General features: G+C 70.9%; 12 protein-coding genes and 1 pseudogene. 6 read left to right on the forward strand and 7 right to left on the reverse strand.

All coding sequences use genetic code 11. The features are described from left to right. The first annotated feature begins 175 nt into the window (after positions 1–175). On the forward strand, positions 176–322 hold the full coding sequence (locus tag AB0F18_RS02715) for a hypothetical protein (RefSeq protein WP_362054106.1): 147 nt from the start codon (positions 176–178) through the stop codon (positions 320–322). Then, positions 319–2,184, forward strand: a complete 1,866-nt coding sequence (locus AB0F18_RS02720) for an NHL domain-containing thioredoxin family protein (protein WP_362054109.1) — start codon at positions 319–321, stop codon at positions 2,182–2,184. Before AB0F18_RS02715 ends, AB0F18_RS02720 begins: the two co-directional genes overlap by 4 nt. Before the next feature lie 33 nt (positions 2,185–2,217). On the opposite strand, the gene AB0F18_RS02725 is transcribed toward AB0F18_RS02720, so the two are convergent. The 3 genes from AB0F18_RS02725 to AB0F18_RS02735 form a co-directional block, all read right to left on the reverse strand. Beyond that, positions 2,218–4,476 carry a hypothetical protein gene (locus AB0F18_RS02725; RefSeq protein WP_362054112.1) on the reverse strand — a complete coding sequence of 753 codons (2,259 nt, stop codon included), beginning with the start codon at positions 4,474–4,476 and terminating at the stop codon, positions 2,218–2,220. 241 nt (positions 4,477–4,717) lie between these two features. After that, positions 4,718–5,059 (reverse strand): hypothetical protein, encoded by a 342-nt coding sequence (locus tag AB0F18_RS02730; protein ID WP_362054115.1) that lies wholly within the window; start codon positions 5,057–5,059, stop codon positions 4,718–4,720. A gap of 98 nt (positions 5,060–5,157) precedes the next feature. Further along, positions 5,158–6,453, reverse strand: a complete 1,296-nt coding sequence (locus AB0F18_RS02735; protein ID WP_362054118.1) for a M18 family aminopeptidase — start codon at positions 6,451–6,453, stop codon at positions 5,158–5,160. Positions 6,454–6,692: 239 nt separating this feature from the next. On the opposite strand from AB0F18_RS02735, the pseudogene AB0F18_RS02740 reads away from it, so the two are divergent. After that, positions 6,693–6,917, forward strand: a pseudogene (locus AB0F18_RS02740) (zinc ribbon domain-containing protein); the annotation flags it as partial. A 169-nt stretch (positions 6,918–7,086) separates the two neighbouring features. Here the strand turns inward: AB0F18_RS02740 and AB0F18_RS02745 are convergent. Next, on the reverse strand, positions 7,087–7,824 hold the full coding sequence (locus AB0F18_RS02745; protein WP_362054121.1) for a hypothetical protein: 738 nt from the start codon (positions 7,822–7,824) through the stop codon (positions 7,087–7,089). Positions 7,825–7,961: 137 nt separating this feature from the next. Further along, positions 7,962–9,788, reverse strand: a complete 1,827-nt coding sequence (locus AB0F18_RS02750) for an acyl-CoA dehydrogenase (RefSeq protein WP_362054382.1) — start codon at positions 9,786–9,788, stop codon at positions 7,962–7,964. Positions 9,789–9,964: 176 nt separating this feature from the next. Here AB0F18_RS02750 and AB0F18_RS02755 point away from each other — a divergent pair, with 176 nt between their 5' ends. Both AB0F18_RS02755 and AB0F18_RS02760 read left to right on the forward strand, forming a co-directional pair. Further along, a complete protein-coding gene (locus AB0F18_RS02755) occupies positions 9,965–10,426 on the forward strand; it encodes an SseB family protein (protein WP_042815576.1) in 462 nt (153 codons plus the stop codon). Between the two features lie 119 nt (positions 10,427–10,545). Next, complete coding sequence (locus AB0F18_RS02760; protein ID WP_362054124.1) at positions 10,546–11,553, forward strand: pirin family protein; 1,008 nt, start codon at positions 10,546–10,548, stop codon at positions 11,551–11,553. A 4-nt stretch (positions 11,554–11,557) separates the two neighbouring features. On the opposite strand, the gene AB0F18_RS02765 is transcribed toward AB0F18_RS02760, so the two are convergent. After that, positions 11,558–12,646: an AI-2E family transporter gene (locus tag AB0F18_RS02765; RefSeq protein ID WP_362054127.1), complete on the reverse strand. Its 1,089-nt coding sequence runs from the start codon at positions 12,644–12,646 to the stop codon at positions 11,558–11,560. Positions 12,647–12,724: 78 nt separating this feature from the next. Beyond that, on the reverse strand, positions 12,725–14,929 hold the full coding sequence (locus tag AB0F18_RS02770; protein ID WP_362054385.1) for a SpoIIE family protein phosphatase: 2,205 nt from the start codon (positions 14,927–14,929) through the stop codon (positions 12,725–12,727). Positions 14,930–15,076: 147 nt separating this feature from the next. On the opposite strand from AB0F18_RS02770, the gene aspS reads away from it, so the two are divergent. Then, entirely contained in the window at positions 15,077–16,894 is a 1,818-nt protein-coding gene (aspS, locus tag AB0F18_RS02775; protein WP_362054130.1) for an aspartate--tRNA ligase, read from the forward strand. The last annotated feature ends 71 nt before the right edge of the window (positions 16,895–16,965 follow it).

Genomic DNA, 16,965 nt, shown 5'->3' on the forward strand with positions numbered 1-16,965 from the left:
TCAGGTGCAGCCCTCGCAGCGACCCCGGCCCCAGCTCGGAAAGCGCATCCTGGGTGTGGCTGCGTCTTGGGAAGGGCAACCCTTGCGGCTGCTGGGCAAGACCCTCAGCGAGCCCCCGAGAACGACCCCGTCAAGGGGTCGATAGCCCTCAAGAAGGACCACCGAAGCATCCGACATGTGCATCGAGCACACGGGCCGAACCGGTCACATGACCTTCTTGCGGGAGTTCTCGGAAGTTGCCGTGGTGGAGCGCTGCCCTGAGCAGGCGGTTCGCACCGGTGTGATCCTGCGTTCACGGGCGGATGGCAAGCTTGAAACATGAACGATGCTGCCCCGGCGCCCACCCCCGCGCCCGCACCCCGCAAGCGTGCCCGAGTCCGTGCCCCCGAGCTGATCGGCAAGGGCGGCTGGCTGAACACCGGAGGCAAGGAACTTACTCTCGCGGACCTCCGAGGTAAGTGCGTTGTTGTCGATTTTTGGACCTTCTGCTGCATCAACTGCCTGCACGTCCTCGACGAGCTGCGCGAGCTGGAGGAGAAGCACCGCGACACCGTGGTGATCATCGGAGTGCACTCGCCGAAGTTCGTCCACGAGGCCGAGCACGCCGCCGTCGTCGACGCCGTCGAGCGGTACGAGGTGCACCACCCCGTGCTCGACGACCCCGAGCTGGCCACCTGGAAGCAGTACGCCGTGCGGGCCTGGCCCACGCTCGTGGTGATCGACCCCGAGGGGTACGTCGTCGCCCAGCACGCCGGCGAGGGGCACGCGCACGCCATCGCCCGGCTCGTCGAGGAGCTGGAGGCCGAGCACGCGGCCAAGGGGACGCTGCGGCGCGGTGACGGGCCCTACGTGGCGCCCGAGCCCGTCGCCACCGACCTGCGGTTCCCCGGCAAGGCGCTCGTGCTGCCCTCCGGGAACCTGCTCGTCTCCGACTCGACCCGGCACCAGCTGGTGGAGCTCGCCGCCGACGGGGAGACCGTCGTACGGCGCGTCGGCAGCGGGGAGCGCGGGTTCGGGCCGGAGGCCTTCAGCGAGCCGCAGGGGCTGGCGCTGCTGCCCGACGGGCGGGTCGTCGTCGCCGACACCGTCAACCACGCCCTGCGCGTCTTCGACCCGGAGAGCGGCGCCGTCGAGACCGTCGCCGGGACCGGGCGGCAGTGGTGGCAGGGGTCCCCGACCTCGGGGCCGGCCCTGGAGGTGGACCTGTCCTCGCCGTGGGACGTGGCCTGGTGGCAGGGCCGGGTGTGGATCGCCATGGCCGGCGTGCACCAGCTGTGGACGTGGGACCCGGAGGCGGGCACCGTCCAGGTGGCCGCCGGCACCACCAACGAGGGGCTGGTCGACGGCCCCGCCGCCGAGGCCTGGTTCGCGCAGCCCTCCGGGCTCGCGGCCGCCGGCGACCGGCTGTGGATCGCCGACTCCGAGACCAGCGCCCTGCGGTACGTGGAGGAGGAGGGGGACGGGTACGCCGTCCGCTCCGCCGTCGGCACCGGCCTGTTCGACTTCGGCCACCGGGACGGGGACGCCGCCCAGGCACTGCTCCAGCACCCCCTCGGGGTGACCGCCCTGCCGGACGGTTCCGTCGCGGTCTGCGACACGTACAACCACGCCCTGCGCCGCTACGACCCCGCCACCGGCCGGGTCACCACCCTCGCCACCGACCTGCGCGAGCCCAGCGACGCCGTCCTCGTCGGCGAGGACATCGTGGTCGTGGAGTCGGCCCGGCACCGGCTGACCCGGCTGCGGCTGCCGGAGGAGGCCGTACGGGTCGACGCGGTCGCCCACCGCACCCAGCGGGCCGCCACCGAGGTCGCCCCGGGCACGCTCCGCCTGGACGTGGTCTTCCAGGCCCCGGCGGGCCAGAAGCTGGACACCCGCTACGGCCCCTCCACCCGCCTGCTGGTCTCCTCGACCCCGCCCGAGCTGCTGGCGGAAGGAGAGGGCGCCGGGACGGACCTGTTCCGCGACCTGACGCTGAACCCGGCCGTCACCGAGGGCGTCCTGCACGTCTCGGCCATGGCCGCGTCCTGCGACGACGACCCGGCGAACGAATACCCGGCCTGCCACGTCCACCAGCAGGACTGGGGCGTCCCGATCGCCGTCGCCGAGCACGGCACGGCCCGCCTGCCGCTGGTACTGGCGGGCATGGACGCCGTGGAGGAACAGGACGGCCACGGCGCCTAGCGCAGACCTCCCGGAGCAGCCGTCGGCGGGGCGCTACACGACCTCGCCGGCCGGCTCCTCCTCGACCTCCGGGTCCTCCTCCAGCGCGATCCTCCGGCGGAGGTTCTCGATGTCCGTCTGCAGGCCGATCAGCTGCACGTGCAGCTCGTCGAGGACGGTCAGGGAGACGATCGGAGTGTGCCCGCCGACCTCCGGTTCCAGTTGGTGCAGCCGGTCCATGGCATCCCGCGCAGCGGTGACGCTCTGGCGCAGCACGGAACGGTGATCGGCGGCCCGCCGGCTCGCCGGCCGGGTGTCCGCGGTGGCGGTGGGCCAGAGACCGTCCGCGGTGCCCGCCGGGTCCTGCGCACCGGTGGCCTGCTCGGCACGGGGCTCCGGCAGGGGTAGGGGGAGAGCGCGGCCCGCCGGGGAGGGGGTGTTCTTCCGGGCCCGCTCGGGATCCGCCGCCCAGACGACGTCGTACTGGTACAGGAGCTCGGGCACTCCGTCGGCGTCCCGGGCGATCCTGTCCGCGTCGGCCGGATCCACCTTGAAGTGGATGTAGGGGCTGCCGCCCTCGCCTTCGGGCTTCTCCTTGCGGGTCAGGGCGCGCATGGTGACCGCGTTCTCCGGAAGTGCGTCGCTCCGGAACCGGTTCGCGGCACAGGCGAGCGTCCACAGGCCCAGCTCGTTGTCCTGCTGGGAGAGCGCTTCGATGATCTGGTTGACGTCGGCCCGGAAGGGCACACCGCCCTTCTCCTTGGGCGCGTTCAGCGCGGAACCGACGTTGCGGGTCAGCAGCTTGTCGGCGATGAGTGCGACACCGCCGGCCACGGCCAGGGTGCAGCGGGCGTTGGTGTCGCCGGCCAGCGCGGGCGCCACCAGCGTGGTGAAGTCGTCGGTGGGGACGGGGTCCCATTCGCCGATGACGTCGGTGGTGAGGACACCGCCGTTGGTCCAGGCGTTACGGGCCTGCTTGGTGACGAGCTTCTTGTAACTGCGCCAGGGCAGATCGATGATCGGGCCGAGGAGGTCGGCGAAGCCCTTGAGCGCCATGCGCTTGCCGCCCTTGATGGCCTTCGCCTGGTCCTTCAGGCGTTCGCGGAGCTCGGGCCGGGTGAGGGCGTGGACCACGTAGACGCTTCGCCACAGCGGGGTGCCGGGCGGTGGGGTCGAGCCGGGGAAGAGGACGGGGAGGTCGGCCGAGGGCGTCCGGCCGATGGCGAGACCGTAGATGGCCTGGAGGTCGTCCTGGGGGATCAGCGAGTCGCCGAGCTGGATGACCCGCTTGAGGGCCCGGGTGATGACCTCGACGTTCTGGGCCGCGTCGTCCCACTGCTTGAACTCGACGTGGACGCTGGCCAGCACGCTCCTGATGGCGTCGTCGAAGATGTCCTCGGGGGCGAGCAGATGCCCGGGGTGGCCCTCGATGCCGACGGCGATCTGGGCGGGCGCGACGAACGTCTGGCCGATCTGGGCGGCGCGGACACCGGGCTCGGGGACCTCGATGGCCCGCGCGTACTCCTCCCGCAGGGACTGCCGCCACTTCTCGCGGACGGACGCCAGGTGCCGGCCGATCGGTACACCGGACGGGACGGGGGCCTCGGCCTTGCCGAACAGCGCGTTCACGGCCAGGTTGGCGACCTCGTCGCTCTCGGCGCCAGGACCGGCGAGGACGGCCCAGGCGCTGGCGAGGCGGGTGATCCCGTCACGTACCGCCAGGGTGTGGAAGGGGTCCGTGCCGTCCTCGAAGGAGATCTCCACCGGGTGGACGATCAGATTGCGGGTGATCGTCCGGGCGAGGACCGAGCCCACGTAGTTGTTCAGGGACAGGGTGCCGTTGATCGTCTGCCATACGTGATCGCGCAGGTGGGCGACGTCCTTGAAGTGGTACCGGACCGTCGCGCAGGGGCGGCCGTCCTCCGTGACCCCCTGTACCTGGGGGTCCGGGATCTCGGTGGCTTCCATTCCGGTACGCGGCTGGATACCGGGCAGCAGCTCGCTCAGGTAGACCCGGGTGACGAGGGAGCGCAGAGTCGCGCCCTCGACGTTCTCGACCATCAGGACCCCGCCGGGATCCTGACGCGTGGGGTGCAGCTGTACGGCGACACCTTCGGCGTCGATCGCGCCGCGCCCCACGGCGTGCCAGGCGTCTGCCGTCAGCAGGGTCGAGGGGTTCGCGCGGCCCGCCTCGACGACCTTCTGTACGACGTCGTCCGCGGCCGGTGTCGGCAGGCTCCGCCCGGTGTTGGACACCAGGATCTGCTCCGACCCCCAGGTGACTGTGAGTGACCGAGGTGCGTGCTGGGACATCAGTGGTACCTCCGTGACGACGGGGACGTGGATGAATGCATGGGCACGCCGTGAGGAAATGACGGAACGTCAGAAGCGGGTGCGGGTGGCCCCGGGGAACAGCTCGGCGAGGGTGGCGCCAAGGCCCAGGCGCTCACCCCGGGAGTGGCATGGCGCGCCGCTGCAGCCTCATGCGCCTCGTGAGGCTGCAGTGGGAGGAGCGTACCTCGAACTGGCCCTTATTCTCATGTGAGTTAGTGAGTTACGAGACCAACTGTGCCTTGGCCTGCGGGTAGTTCTCGAAAATCCTTGGCAGAGGGTTGGCTCCGACCTCGTCGAGAGCGGCGAGGGAGCCTGCAACGGCGACGACATGGCCGAGCGGGCTCTCCTTCTTGATGACGAAGATGAACTCGTTCTCCGACCTGGGGAGCCGCTTAGGGAGCGTGACAAGTCCGAGTTTATCCAGCTCTTTGGTGATATCCGTGCAGAGTTCGGCACTGAGACGGGTGCGATCCGGGGCGGCGTGCTTCTTGACGAAGGCCATGGACAGCCGCTTGATGCCGTCGTCCGCTTCGACGGCGTGCTTGATGATGGTCAGGTCCATAACTAAGTACATTACTCAGTTAGTTGCTGAGTTGTGAAGGCCCTGCCCGCACCGTGCGGACAGGGCCTTCGGGTCAACTCGCCGCGCTATGCCGGGAGTCAGCCCTCCAGGAAGGACAGGAGGGCGTTGGCCAGGAGGAACGGGTCGTCGGAGCCGCAGAGTTCGCGGGCCGAGTGCATCGACAGGATGGCCACGCCGATGTCCACCGTCTGGATGCCGTGGCGGGCGGCGGTGATCGGGCCGATCGTCGTGCCGCACGGCATGGAGTTGTTGGAGACGAACGTCTGCCACGGCACCCCGGCCCGCTCGCAGGCCGCGGCGAAGACCGCGCGGCCGCTGCCGTCCGTCGCGTAGCGCTGGTTGACGTTGACCTTCAGGATGGGGCCGCCGTTGGCGCGCGGGTGGTGCGAAGGGTCGTGGCGCTCCGCGTAGTTGGGGTGGACCGCGTGCCCGGTGTCCGAGGAGAGGCAGATGGTGCCGGCGAAGGCGCGGGCCTTGTCCTCGTACGCGCCGCCGCGCGAGAAGACTGAACGTTCCAGCACGTTGCCCAGGAGGGGGCCGTCCGCGCCGGTGTCCGACTGGGAGCCGTTCTCCTCGTGGTCGAAGGCCGCCAGGACCGGGATGTGGTCCAGCTTGTCGGAGGAGGCGGAGACCGCGGCGAGCGCCGCGACGCCCGCGTGCACCGAGAGCAGGTTGTCCATGCGCGGGCCGGCCAGGAGTTCGCGGTCGCGGCCCAGGTAGGCCGGGGGCTCGATCGAGTGGACCATCAGGTCCCAGCCGGCCACCGAGCCCTGGGGCAGGCCCTCTTCCTCCTCCAGGAAGGCGATCAGGTCGCCCTCGCGGGCCTCGCCCAGGCCCCAGATCGGCTGCATGTGCCGCTGCTTGTCCAGCTTGAGGCCGTCGGTGTTGACCGAGCGGTCCAGGTGCACGGCGAGCTGGGGCACGCGCAGCAGCGGGCGGTCGATGTTGACCAGCCGGTCGGTGCCGTCCCGCAGCGACAGGCGGCCCGCCAGGCCCAGGTCGCGGTCGAGCCAGGTGTTGAGGAGGGTGCCGCCGTAGATCTCGACGGCGACCTGCCGCCAGCCCTGCGAGCCCGTGTCCGGAACCGGCTTCACCCGGAGGTTGGGGGAGTCGGTGTGCGCCCCGATGATCCGGAAGGGGGTGTGCGCGGCCGCGCCCTCGGGCACGTACCAGGCGATGAGCGCGCCGCCGCGCAGGACGAACCGGCCTCCCGTGCCCGAGTCCCAGGCGTCCGATTCCGACAACTGCCTGAAGCCTGCCTTTTCCAGCCGCTCGGCCGCGTTGGCCACGGCGTGGTACGGCGACGGACTGGCCGTCAGGAAGGTCATCAGATCGTCGGTGTGGCCGCGGTCGAAGCGGACGGGGGTGCTCATCCCAATCTCCTTGCGTGGATATCGCCGGCTTCCGCCGGGGGAGGAAACGCATCCATGGCTCGGAGCCGCGCGGCGGCGGTATGCCGTCGCGTGATGCTGTGACCTGTGCTTGTGTTCGTATCTCGACCGCCCCTGGCGTCCGGGGCGTGGGGACTTCTTCCGCGAAGCGGGCGTTCAAGTACCGGGACAGTGCCACCCTCTCCTCCGGGGAGAAGGTCGAGAATCCGAAGCACGAGCGGTTCCCCAGCACGCACCTGTGCTCGATCTGCGGAGCACTGGCCGGCACGATGCCTCTGAACGTCCGCGAGTGGACGTGCCGTACCTGCGGGACGACCCACGACCGGGACGAGAACGCGGCGATCGATCTTCTGGCCGCCGGGCCGGCGGTCGCTGTCTGCGGAGCGGGTGTCAGACCTCATCGGGAGTCCTCCTCTCGGCCGGGGCGGTCCGTGGTGAAGCAGGAAAGGCCACCCGCGAGGGTGGGAACCCTCTCCCGTCAGGGAGAGGAGGAAGCCAGGCGGTTCACCTTAACGGGACTGTTCATGGTCCCCGACTCGCCGGTAGCGCGCCGCTCCGCCGATAGCCGAGGGGGTCGCCGGAGCGCGGCGTGCGTGGCCCGCGGACTCGTCGGTATCAGCCCGGCGGACGCTCGAATCGGCGCTGCAGCTGCCGCCGCTCGCCCCGCCGGATGCGCGGGAGCATCTCGGGGGTCTGCGGAGGGCGCTGAGCACGTCTTTTGCGTCCGGCGCAGAAGATACAGGCCTCACCGGGCGGGGCATCGGGGTCGATCGGCGCGCCGGGGTGCTCGGCGCATCCCGAGGCGTTGCGCGGCCGAGACAGCTCGCGGGCCACGATGAACGCCCGGTGGAGGTCGTCCGCGAGGCGTACGAAGTCCTGGTCGGGGGAGCCGAGGGTGAGGTGGAAGCGCTGCTCGTCGATGCCGCGCAGGTACCGCCGCAGCACGTCGAGGGTGTACGGGGGCTCCGGCACCGGGTAGCCCAGGCGCCGCTGCTCCACGGGGGCCGCGGGGGCGGCGGGGCGGCCGCCCCGCAGGCGCCGGCCGAGGCGGCGGCGGTCGTTGCAGATCAGGCAGCGGCCCCAGCCCTCGGGGGCCTCGGGGTCGAGGGCGCCGTTGGGGTGCTCGGGGCAGCCGGTGTAGCTCTTGGCGGGGGCGAGGCCCGCGGCCGTCTGGAACGCCACGTACAGGGCGTCGGCCACGGGGTCGTACTCGGCGGGGTGGGCGCCGTCGTAGAGGTCCTTGATCCGGTCGCCGAGCGCGCCCACGGCGGCCTGGAGCTCCTTGAGGGCGTACGGGCGCCCCGTGGGGACCGTGTACCCCCTGCCGCCGTGCTGCTGCTCCTGTCGACTCATGTCTACGAGAGTCCCACGAACCGCTGACAACCGGGGAACCCGGCCGTCGGGCGCGTGCACACACCAGCGGCCGGACCCTCGACAGGAGAGGTCCGGCCACTGGTGCGTACGTACACCGCGTACAGCTGGGGGCTGCCCTAGAAGGCGGCCTCGTCGAGCTCCATGAGGGAGTTGTCGACGGCCTCGGCCAGCGCGCGCTGGACCGAGACGCCCGGCAGGACCTGGGCGGCGAAGAACTTCGCGGCGGCGATCTTGCCGGTGTAGAAGGGCACGTCCTTGGCGGAGGCGGTCGCCAGCTTCTCGGCGGCCACGGCCGCGCCCTTGAGCAGCAGGTAGCCGACGACCACGTCACCGGAGGCCATCAGCAGGCGGGTGGTGTTCTGGCCGACCTTGTAGATGTTCTTGACGTCCTCGCCGGTGGCGGTGAGGTCGACGATCATCTGGCCGACGATGGCCTCCAGGTCCACGGCGGCCTTGGCCAGCGCGTCGCGGGCCGGGGCCAGCTCCTCGCCGCCCACGCCCTCGGCGAGGAACTTCTTGATCGTCTCGGAGAGGATGTTCAGCGAGGCACCCTGGTCACGGACGATCTTGCGGAAGAAGAAGTCCTGGCCCTGGATGGCCGTGGTGCCCTCGTAGAGGGTGTCGATCTTGGCGTCGCGGATGTACTGCTCGATCGGGTACTCCTGCAGGTAGCCGGAGCCACCGAAGGTCTGCAGGGACTCGGCGAGCAGCGCGTACGACTTCTCCGAGCCGTAGCCCTTCACGATCGGCAGGAGCAGGTCGTTGAGGCCGATCTCGGCGGAGGCGTCCTCGCCCGCGGCCTCCTTGAGCTGGATCGCGTCCTGGACGGAGGCGGTGTACAGCACGAGGGCGCGCATGCCCTCGGCGTACGCCTTCTGCGTCATGAGCGAGCGGCGCACGTCGGGGTGGTGCGTGATGGTGACCTTGGGCGCGGTCTTGTCCATGAAGTTCGCCAGGTCCGGGCCCTGCACGCGCTCCTTGGCGTACTCCAGCGCGTTGAGGTAGCCGGTGGAGAGGGTGGCGATGGCCTTCGTGCCGACCATCATGCGGGCGAACTCGATGATCATGAACATCTGGCGGATGCCGTCGTGCTTGTCGCCGATCAGCCAGCCCTTGGCGGGGTGCTGGTCGCCGAAGGTCATCTCGCAGGTGTTGGAGGCCTTCAGGCCCATCTTGTGCTCGACGTTGGTCGCGTAGACGCCGTTGCGCTCGCCCAGCTCGCCGGTCTCCCAGTCGAAGTGGAACTTCGGGACGAGGAAGAGGGACAGGCCCTTGGTGCCCGGGCCGTGGCCCTCGGGGCGGGCGAGGACGTAGTGGAGGATGTTCTCCTCCATGTCGTGCTCACCGGAGGTGATGAAGCGCTTCACGCCCTCGATGTGCCAGGAGCCGTCCTCCTGCTGGATGGCCTTGGTGCGGCCGGCGCCGACGTCCGAACCGGCGTCCGGCTCGGTCAGGACCATGGTGGAGCCCCAGCGCTTCTCGACCGCGATCTGGGCGATCTTCTTCTGCGCCTCGTTGCCCTCGGCGTGCAGGATGCCGGCGAACGCCGGGCCGGAGGAGTACATCCAGATGGCCGGGTTCGAGCCGAGCAGCAGCTCCGCGTAGGCCCAGATGAGGGAGCGCGGCGAGGTGGTGCCGCCGATCTCCTCGGGCAGGCCCAGGCGCCAGTACTCCGAGTCCATGAAGGCCTCGTAGGACTTCTTGAAGGAGGCCGGGACCGGAGCGGTGTTGGTGGCCGGGTCGAAGACCGGCGGGTTGCGGTCGGCGTCCGCGAAGGACTCCGCCAGCTCGTTCTCGGCGAGGCGGGTCAGCTCGGACAGGATGCTCTTGGCGGTCTCGGTGTCCATCTCGCCGAACGGGCCGGTGCCGTACAGCTTTTCGCGGCCGAGCACCTCGAAGAGGTTGAACTCGATGTCGCGGAGATTCGACTTGTAGTGCCCCATGGCGACGGCTCCGTTAAGGCTCGGGGAGACAGATTCCTCGTACATACCAATCGGTAACCTCATGATGCTACCCATCAGTAATAAGAATCAACCCTTCGTTGACGACTGTGACCAGCGTCAAGCCGGTTCCGCTGGAGGGTGCCTGGGGCCGGGGGCCGCTCGGTAGGCTTCGGTGCATGTACGGCTACGACCAGAACGTGAGCGCGGGGCAGCAGCAGTACGCCGCCCCGCAGCAGATGGCCGGCGGGTACGGCGAGCAGCCGCTCTACCCCGAGCCCTCGCCGCCGTCGCTCGCCGACGCGGTCCGGGCCTTCACCACCGGCTCGCTGTCGGCCGAGGACTTCCAGCAGATCTTCGCGACCTCGAAGGTCTACTGCCCGCGCGGCGAGACCCCCGGGTTCCTGGCGCTGCACAACACGCAGCAGCCGGTCATCCCGATGTTCACCACGCTCAAGGAGCTCCGCCGGTACGCCGGCAAGGAGTCCAAGTACTTCGTGATCACCGGCGCCGAGGTGATCGACCTGCTGCCGACCGGGTACGGCTTCGTCCTCGACATGGAGGGCGACCACCGGATGGTGTTCGACGCGAAGGCGGTCGAGCAGATGGTCGACTTCGCGATGCGCCGAATGTATGGCTAGGGCGCGCTGACGTCACGCTTCCGCACCCCCCGGGAATGGTCCCGGGGGGTGCGCTGTTCTGTGCGGGTGGCAGGAAGTTCGAGATTCAACTAAACTTGAGCCAGAAGGAGGTCCTGACCATGCCCGCAGTGACCGTAGAGAACCCGCTCGCGCTGCCGCGCGTCATCGCTCCCGCCGAAGGTGCCCAGACGCGCCCCGTGCTCGGCGTGGTGGACGCGCCCTCCGGCTTCGAGGGCGAGGGATTCCCGGTGCGCCGCGCCTTCGCGGGAATCAAGTACGACTACCTCGACCCGTTCATCATGATGGACCAGATGGGCGAGGTGGACTACGCGGCCGGCGAGCCCAAGGGCACGCCCTGGCACCCGCACCGCGGCTTCGAGACCGTCACGTACATCATCGACGGCACCTTCATCCACCGTGACTCGCACGGCGGCGGCGGAGTCATCACCAACGGCGACACCCAGTGGATGACGGCCGGCTCGGGCCTGCTGCACATCGAGACCCCGCCCGAGGAACTCGTCATGTCCGGCGGCCTCTTCCACGGCCTCCAGCTGTGGGTGAACCTGCCCGCCAAGGACAAGATGATCACCCCGAGGTACCAGGACATCCGCGGCGGCACCGTGAAGCTGCTCGCCTCGCAGGACGGCGGCGCCCTGATCCGCCTGATCGCGGGCGACATCGCGGGCCACGCCGGCCCCGGCGCCACGCACACCCCGATCACGATGATCCACCTGACGGTCAGCCCCGGCGCCGAGGTCACCCTGCCCTGGCGGGCCGACTTCAACGCCCTCGCCTACGGCCTCGCCGGCTCCGGCGCGGCGGGCGCCGAGCGCCGCCCGTTCCGGATGGGCCAGACCGTGGTGTTCGGCTCCGGCGAGGGCCTGACGGTCCGCGCGGACGCCGCGCAGGACTCGCGCAGCGAGAACTTCGAGGTGGTCGTCCTCGGCGGGCTGCCCATCCGCGAGCCGATGGCGCACTACGGTCCGTTCGTCATGAACAGCCACGCCGAGCTCCAGCAGGCCTTCGACGACTTCCAGGCGGGCCGCCTGGGCGTCATCCCCAGCACCGACGTGACCGGCCTCGGCCACCGCGGCGCCGGTGAGGCCGATCCGGAGGAGACGGCCTGACCCCCTAGGCGGAATCTCCCGGGTCCGATTCAGGGCCCGGGGCCGCGTAGCGGGAGCGGAGTTCCGACAGGACCCCGAACGCGGCCGCCGTCAGCGGTACGGCGAGCAGCATGCCGAGGATCCCGGCGACGCTCGCCCCGGCGGTGAGCGCCAGCAGCACCGCCGCCGGGTGCATCTGCACGGTCCGGCTCTGGATCAGGGGCTGGAGCACGTGCCCCTCCAGCACCTGTACGGCCACGACCACGCCCAGCGCCCACAGCCCGATGACCCACCCCCGGTCGGCGAGGGCCACCAGCACGGCGACGGCGCCCGAGACGAAGGCGCCCAGGTACGGGATGTACGCGCCGACGAACACCAGCGAGCCCAGCCCCACGGCCCCCGGCACCCGCAGCACCAGCAGGCCGACGGTGATGCAGACGGCGTCGATCGCGGCGATGAAGGTGGTGCCGCGCATGAACCCCTCGACGGCCCGGTAGGCGCGGCGGGCCATGGCCTCGACGGTGTCCCCGGTGGAGCCCGGGGCCAGCGAGCGCAGGGCGCCGGCGGCCCGGTCGGAGTCCCGCAGGAAGAAGAAGATCAGCAGCAGTGCGAGGACCGCCATGCCGATCATCTCCGCGACCACGCTGAGCCCGCTGATGACGCCGGAGGCGGCCGTCCCGCCGAACTTGGCGAGCAGCCCCTTGGCATGGGCGGCCAGGTCCTGGAGGGAGGTCCCGGCGGCCCCGAAGTGCTCGGCGAGGCCCTGACCGGCCCGCTTGAGGGCGCCGGCGATCTGGTCGCCGGTCTCGATGAGCGCGGCCACGATCACGTACGCGGCCCCGCCGACCACCGCCACCACGGCCAGGCAGGTCAGGGCGGCGGCCAGTGAGCGGTGCAGCCCCATCCGGATCAGCCGCCGGTGCAGCGGGCCCAGCAGGGCGGTGCCGAGCAGGGCCAGCAGCACCGGCGTGACGGCCGTCCTGAACACCATGCAGAGCCAGACGCCGACGGCGACCACGCCGGTCACCAGCAGGACGACGGCGCACCAGGCGGCCAGCCTCCGCGCCGGTTCGGGGAGCAGGGGCCTGGCCGGGGCCGGGGTCCGCCTGGGCATGGCGTCCGCCTTTCGGTCGTCCGGGGCGGCCTTCCGGTTCGGTTCGGCCGGCCGGTTCGTCTTCCGGGTGCCGGGCGGTCAGCCGACGGGCCGGGGGGATTCCCGGTCCTCGTCGCCGTCCGGCTTGGACTGTTCGTACAGCTCGAACCAGATCGACTTGCCCTCGCCGCGCGGATCCACCCCCCAGCTGTCGGCGAGCATCTCCATCAGCAGGACGCCGCGCCCGCTGGAGGCCATCTCCCCGGGGTGGCGCTTGTGCGGCAGCTCGTCGCTGGCGTCGGCCACCTCCACGCGCAGCCGCCGCGCGCCCAGTTCGCCCGCCGCCTCCGCGACCAGCAGCGCGTCGCCGTCGGTGTGCACCAGTACGTTCGTCACCATCTCGGAGACCATCAGCACCGCCGAGTCCACCTGCTCCGCGTCCGCCCAGTCGTGCAGCAGCTCCCGGATCTGCCGGCGGGCGCCCGCGATCCGGGCCGGCTCGGCCTGGGCCACGGTCAGCATCGTGCGCCGGGCGGGCCGTACGGGGTGCCCCGCGGCGGTCCCGCAGCCGCAGCCCGGGCTCTCGCGGCACAGCAGCACCACGGCTATGTCGTCCTCGCGGCGGTCGGCCAGCGGGCCGGTGGTGTGGTGCGAGGAGGGCCCGTGCACGGCCTGGACCAGCAGGTCGGCGAGGCGTTCGAGGTGGTTGTCCTCCGGCGCGCCGTCGGCGGTGCCGGGCCCGTGGGGCACGTCGGACTCCAGGACCGCCCGCAGCCGCGCCCAGCCCGTGTCCAGGTCGTGCCCGCCGGTCTCGATGAGCCCGTCGGTGCACAGCATCATCGTCTCGCCGGGCTCCAGGGCGAAGCGGGTCGTCGGGTAGTCGGTGTCCGGGACGATGCCCAGCGGCAGCCCGCCGGCCGTGGGCCGCATCAGGACCGTGCCGTCGGCCATCCGGACCACCGGGTCGGGGTGCCCGGCCCGGGCGATCTCCAGGGTGCCGGTCTCCGGGTCGCACTCCACGTACAGGCAGGTGGCGAAGCGGGGCCCGGCCGCCTCGGCGTCCTCGGCGTCCTCCTCGCGCACGGAGCACAGCCCGGCCAGGAAGCGGGAGGCCCGCGAGAGCACCGCGTCCGGCCGGTGTCCCTCGGACGCGTAGGCCCGTACGGCGATCCGCAGCTGGCCCATCAGCCCGGCGGCCCGTACGTCGTGCCCCTGGACGTCGCCGATGACCAGGGCGAAGCGGCCCGAGGGCAGCGGGATCATGTCGTACCAGTCGCCGCCGACCTGGAGCCCGCCGCCGGTGGGCACGTAGCGGGCCGCGATGGTCATGCCGGGGATCTCCGGGCCCAGCTGGGGCATCATCGACCGCTGGAGGCCGGTGGTGAGTTCCCGCTCCGATTCGGCCACCCCGGCCCGCTGGAGGGCCTGGGCGAGCATCCGGGCGACCGTCGTCAGCACCGACCGCTCGTCCGGCGAGAAGGTCACCGGGTGCTTGAACGCGGCCATCCAGGCCCCCATGGTCCGCCCGGCCACGATCAGCGGCAGGAAGGCCCAGGAGGCCCGGCCGAAGCGGCGGGCGAGCGGCCAGGTGACCGGGAAGCGCCGTTTGTACTCCTCCGGCGTGGGGAGGTAGATCGCCCGGCCGGTCCGTACGACCTCGGCGGCCGGGTAGTCGGTGTCGAGGGCCATGTCGGAGAAGGGGCCCTCGTCGCCCGGGGCGTGCCCGTGGTGCCCGATGACCGACAGCTGGTCGCCCTCCACCCCGAAGACGGCCAGCCCGTCGGGGCTGAAGCCCGGCATGGACAGCGACGCCGCCACCCGCAGCACCTCCGCGGTGGAGCGCGCCTCGGCCAGCGCCCGGCCGGCGTCCAGCAGGAAGGCCTCGCGGGAGCGCCGCCAGTCGCCGGTGATCGGGGTGTGCGCGGCCGTGGTGCCGGGCTGGGGTTCGGCGATCTCCTGGATGGTGCCGATCAGCTCGTAGTCGACGTGGCCGTCCGCGGTCCGGTTCTCCAGGGGTTTGGAGCGGCTGCGGACGGTGCGCAGCACGCGCCCGTCGACGTCCATGATCCGCAGCCGGGCCTCGGCGAGGGTGCCCTCGGCCACCGCCAGGTTCACGATGCCGTTGATCTCGTTCCAGTCCACCGGGTGGAAGCGCGAGCGGACGGCCGCCTCGGGCAGGACGACCGGTTCCGCGGGCAGCCCGAGCAGCCGGGCGGCCTCGCCATCGAGGGTGACCTTCCCGGAGGCGTTGTCCCATCGCCACAGGCCGGTCGCGATGGCGGCCAGGACGTCCTCGGTGCGCACCTGGTCATCTTTACAGGTCATCCGCCCGGGATGCCTGTTCAGTACCCGCTCCCGGCCCGCTCCGGGCACGCCCGGTGCGTGCGGCTCCCGGACGGTAACCTTGGGACGGTTGAGTCCACCTTGATATCGCGTAGAACTGGATGACTGATGCATCGGTACAGGTCCCACACGTGCGGCGAGCTTCGTGCCTCCGACGTCGCATCCGACGTCCGGCTGAGCGGCTGGGTGCACAATCGTCGAGACCTGGGCGGCATCCTCTTCATCGATCTGCGTGACCACTACGGCATCACGCAGCTCGTGGCCCGCCCCGGCACCGCGGCGAACGAGGCCCTCAGCAGCGTCACCAAGGAGACCGTCGTCCGCGTCGACGGCAAGGTCGTCTCCCGCGGCGCCGACAACGTGAACCCCGAGCTCGCCACCGGTGAGATCGAGATCGAGGTCTCCGAGGTCGAGGTGCTCGGCGCCTCCGCCCCGCTGCCCTTCACGATCAACACCGACGACGGTGTGAACGAGGAGCGGCGCCTGGAGTACCGCTTCCTCGACCTGCGCCGCGAGCGCATGCACCGCAACATCATGCTGCGCTCGGCCGTCATCGCCTCGATCCGCTCGAAGATGGTGGCCCTCGGCTTCAACGAGATGGCGACCCCGATCCTCACCGCGACCTCCCCCGAGGGCGCCCGTGACTTCGTCGTCCCGTCCCGCCTGAACCCGGGCAAGTTCTACGCCCTGCCGCAGGCCCCGCAGCAGTTCAAGCAGCTGCTGATGATCTCCGGCTTCGACCGGTACTTCCAGATCGCGCCCTGCTTCCGCGACGAGGACGCCCGCGCCGACCGTTCGCCGGGCGAGTTCTACCAGCTCGACGTGGAGATGTCCTTCGTCGAGCAGGAGGACGTCTTCCAGCCGATCGAGAAGCTGATGACCGAGCTCTTCACCGAGTTCGGCAACGGCCGCGAGGTCACCTCGCCGTTCCCGCGGATCCCGTTCCGCGAGTCGATGCTGAAGTACGGCAACGACAAGCCCGACCTGCGCGCCAAGCTGGAGCTCGTCGACATCACCGACGTCTTCGAGGGCTCGGAGTTCAAGGCGTTCGCCGGCAAGCACGTGCGTGCGCTGGCCGTGCCGGACACCGCCGACCAGCCGCGCAAGTTCTTCGACGGCCTCGGCGACTACGCGGTCTCGCTGGGCGCGAAGGGCCTGGCCTGGGTGCGCGTGGGCGAGGACGGCTCGCTGACCGGCCCGATCGCCAAGTTCCTCACCGAGGAGAACGTCAAGGTCCTCGGCGAGCGCCTGGGCCTGGCCGCCGGGCACGCCGTGTTCTTCGGCGCGGGCGAGTTCGACGAGGTCTCGAAGATCATGGGCCCGGTCCGGGTCGAGGCCGCCAAGCGCGCCGGCCACTTCGAGGAGAACGTCTTCCGCTTCTGCTGGATCGTCGACTTCCCGATGTACGAGAAGGACGAGGAGACCGGCAAGATCGACTTCTCCCACAACCCGTTCTCCATGCCGCAGGGCGGCATGAAGGACCTGGAGGAGAAGGACCCGCTCGACATCCTGGCCTGGCAGTACGACATCGTCTGCAACGGCATCGAGCTGTCCTCCGGCGCCATCCGCAACCACGAGCCCGAGGTCATGCTGAAGGCCTTCGAGATCGCCGGTTACGAGGCCGAGACCGTCGAGCGCGAGTTCGCGGGCATGCTGCGCGCGTTCCGCCTGGGCGCCCCGCCGCACGGTGGCATCGCCCCGGGCGTGGACCGCATCGTGATGCTGCTGGCCGACGAGCCGAACATCCGCGAGACCATCGCCTTCCCGCTGAACGGCAACGCCCAGGACCTGATGATGGGCGCGCCGACGGTGCTGGAGGAGAGCCGCCTGCGCGAGCTGAACATCGCCCTGCGCAAGCCGGTCGAGACGAAGGCGGCGGACGCGAAGCCGGTCGCGGAGGCCGTCCACCCGGACGCCGCGCGCTGAGCGGCGTAGTTCTGGCCGTGTGAAAGGGCCCGGGATCTTCGGATCCCGGGCCCTTTGCCGTGCTGCGGGGG

Source organism: Streptomyces sp. NPDC029216 (assembly GCF_040648015.1).
GTDB lineage: Bacteria > Actinomycetota > Actinomycetes > Streptomycetales > Streptomycetaceae > Streptomyces.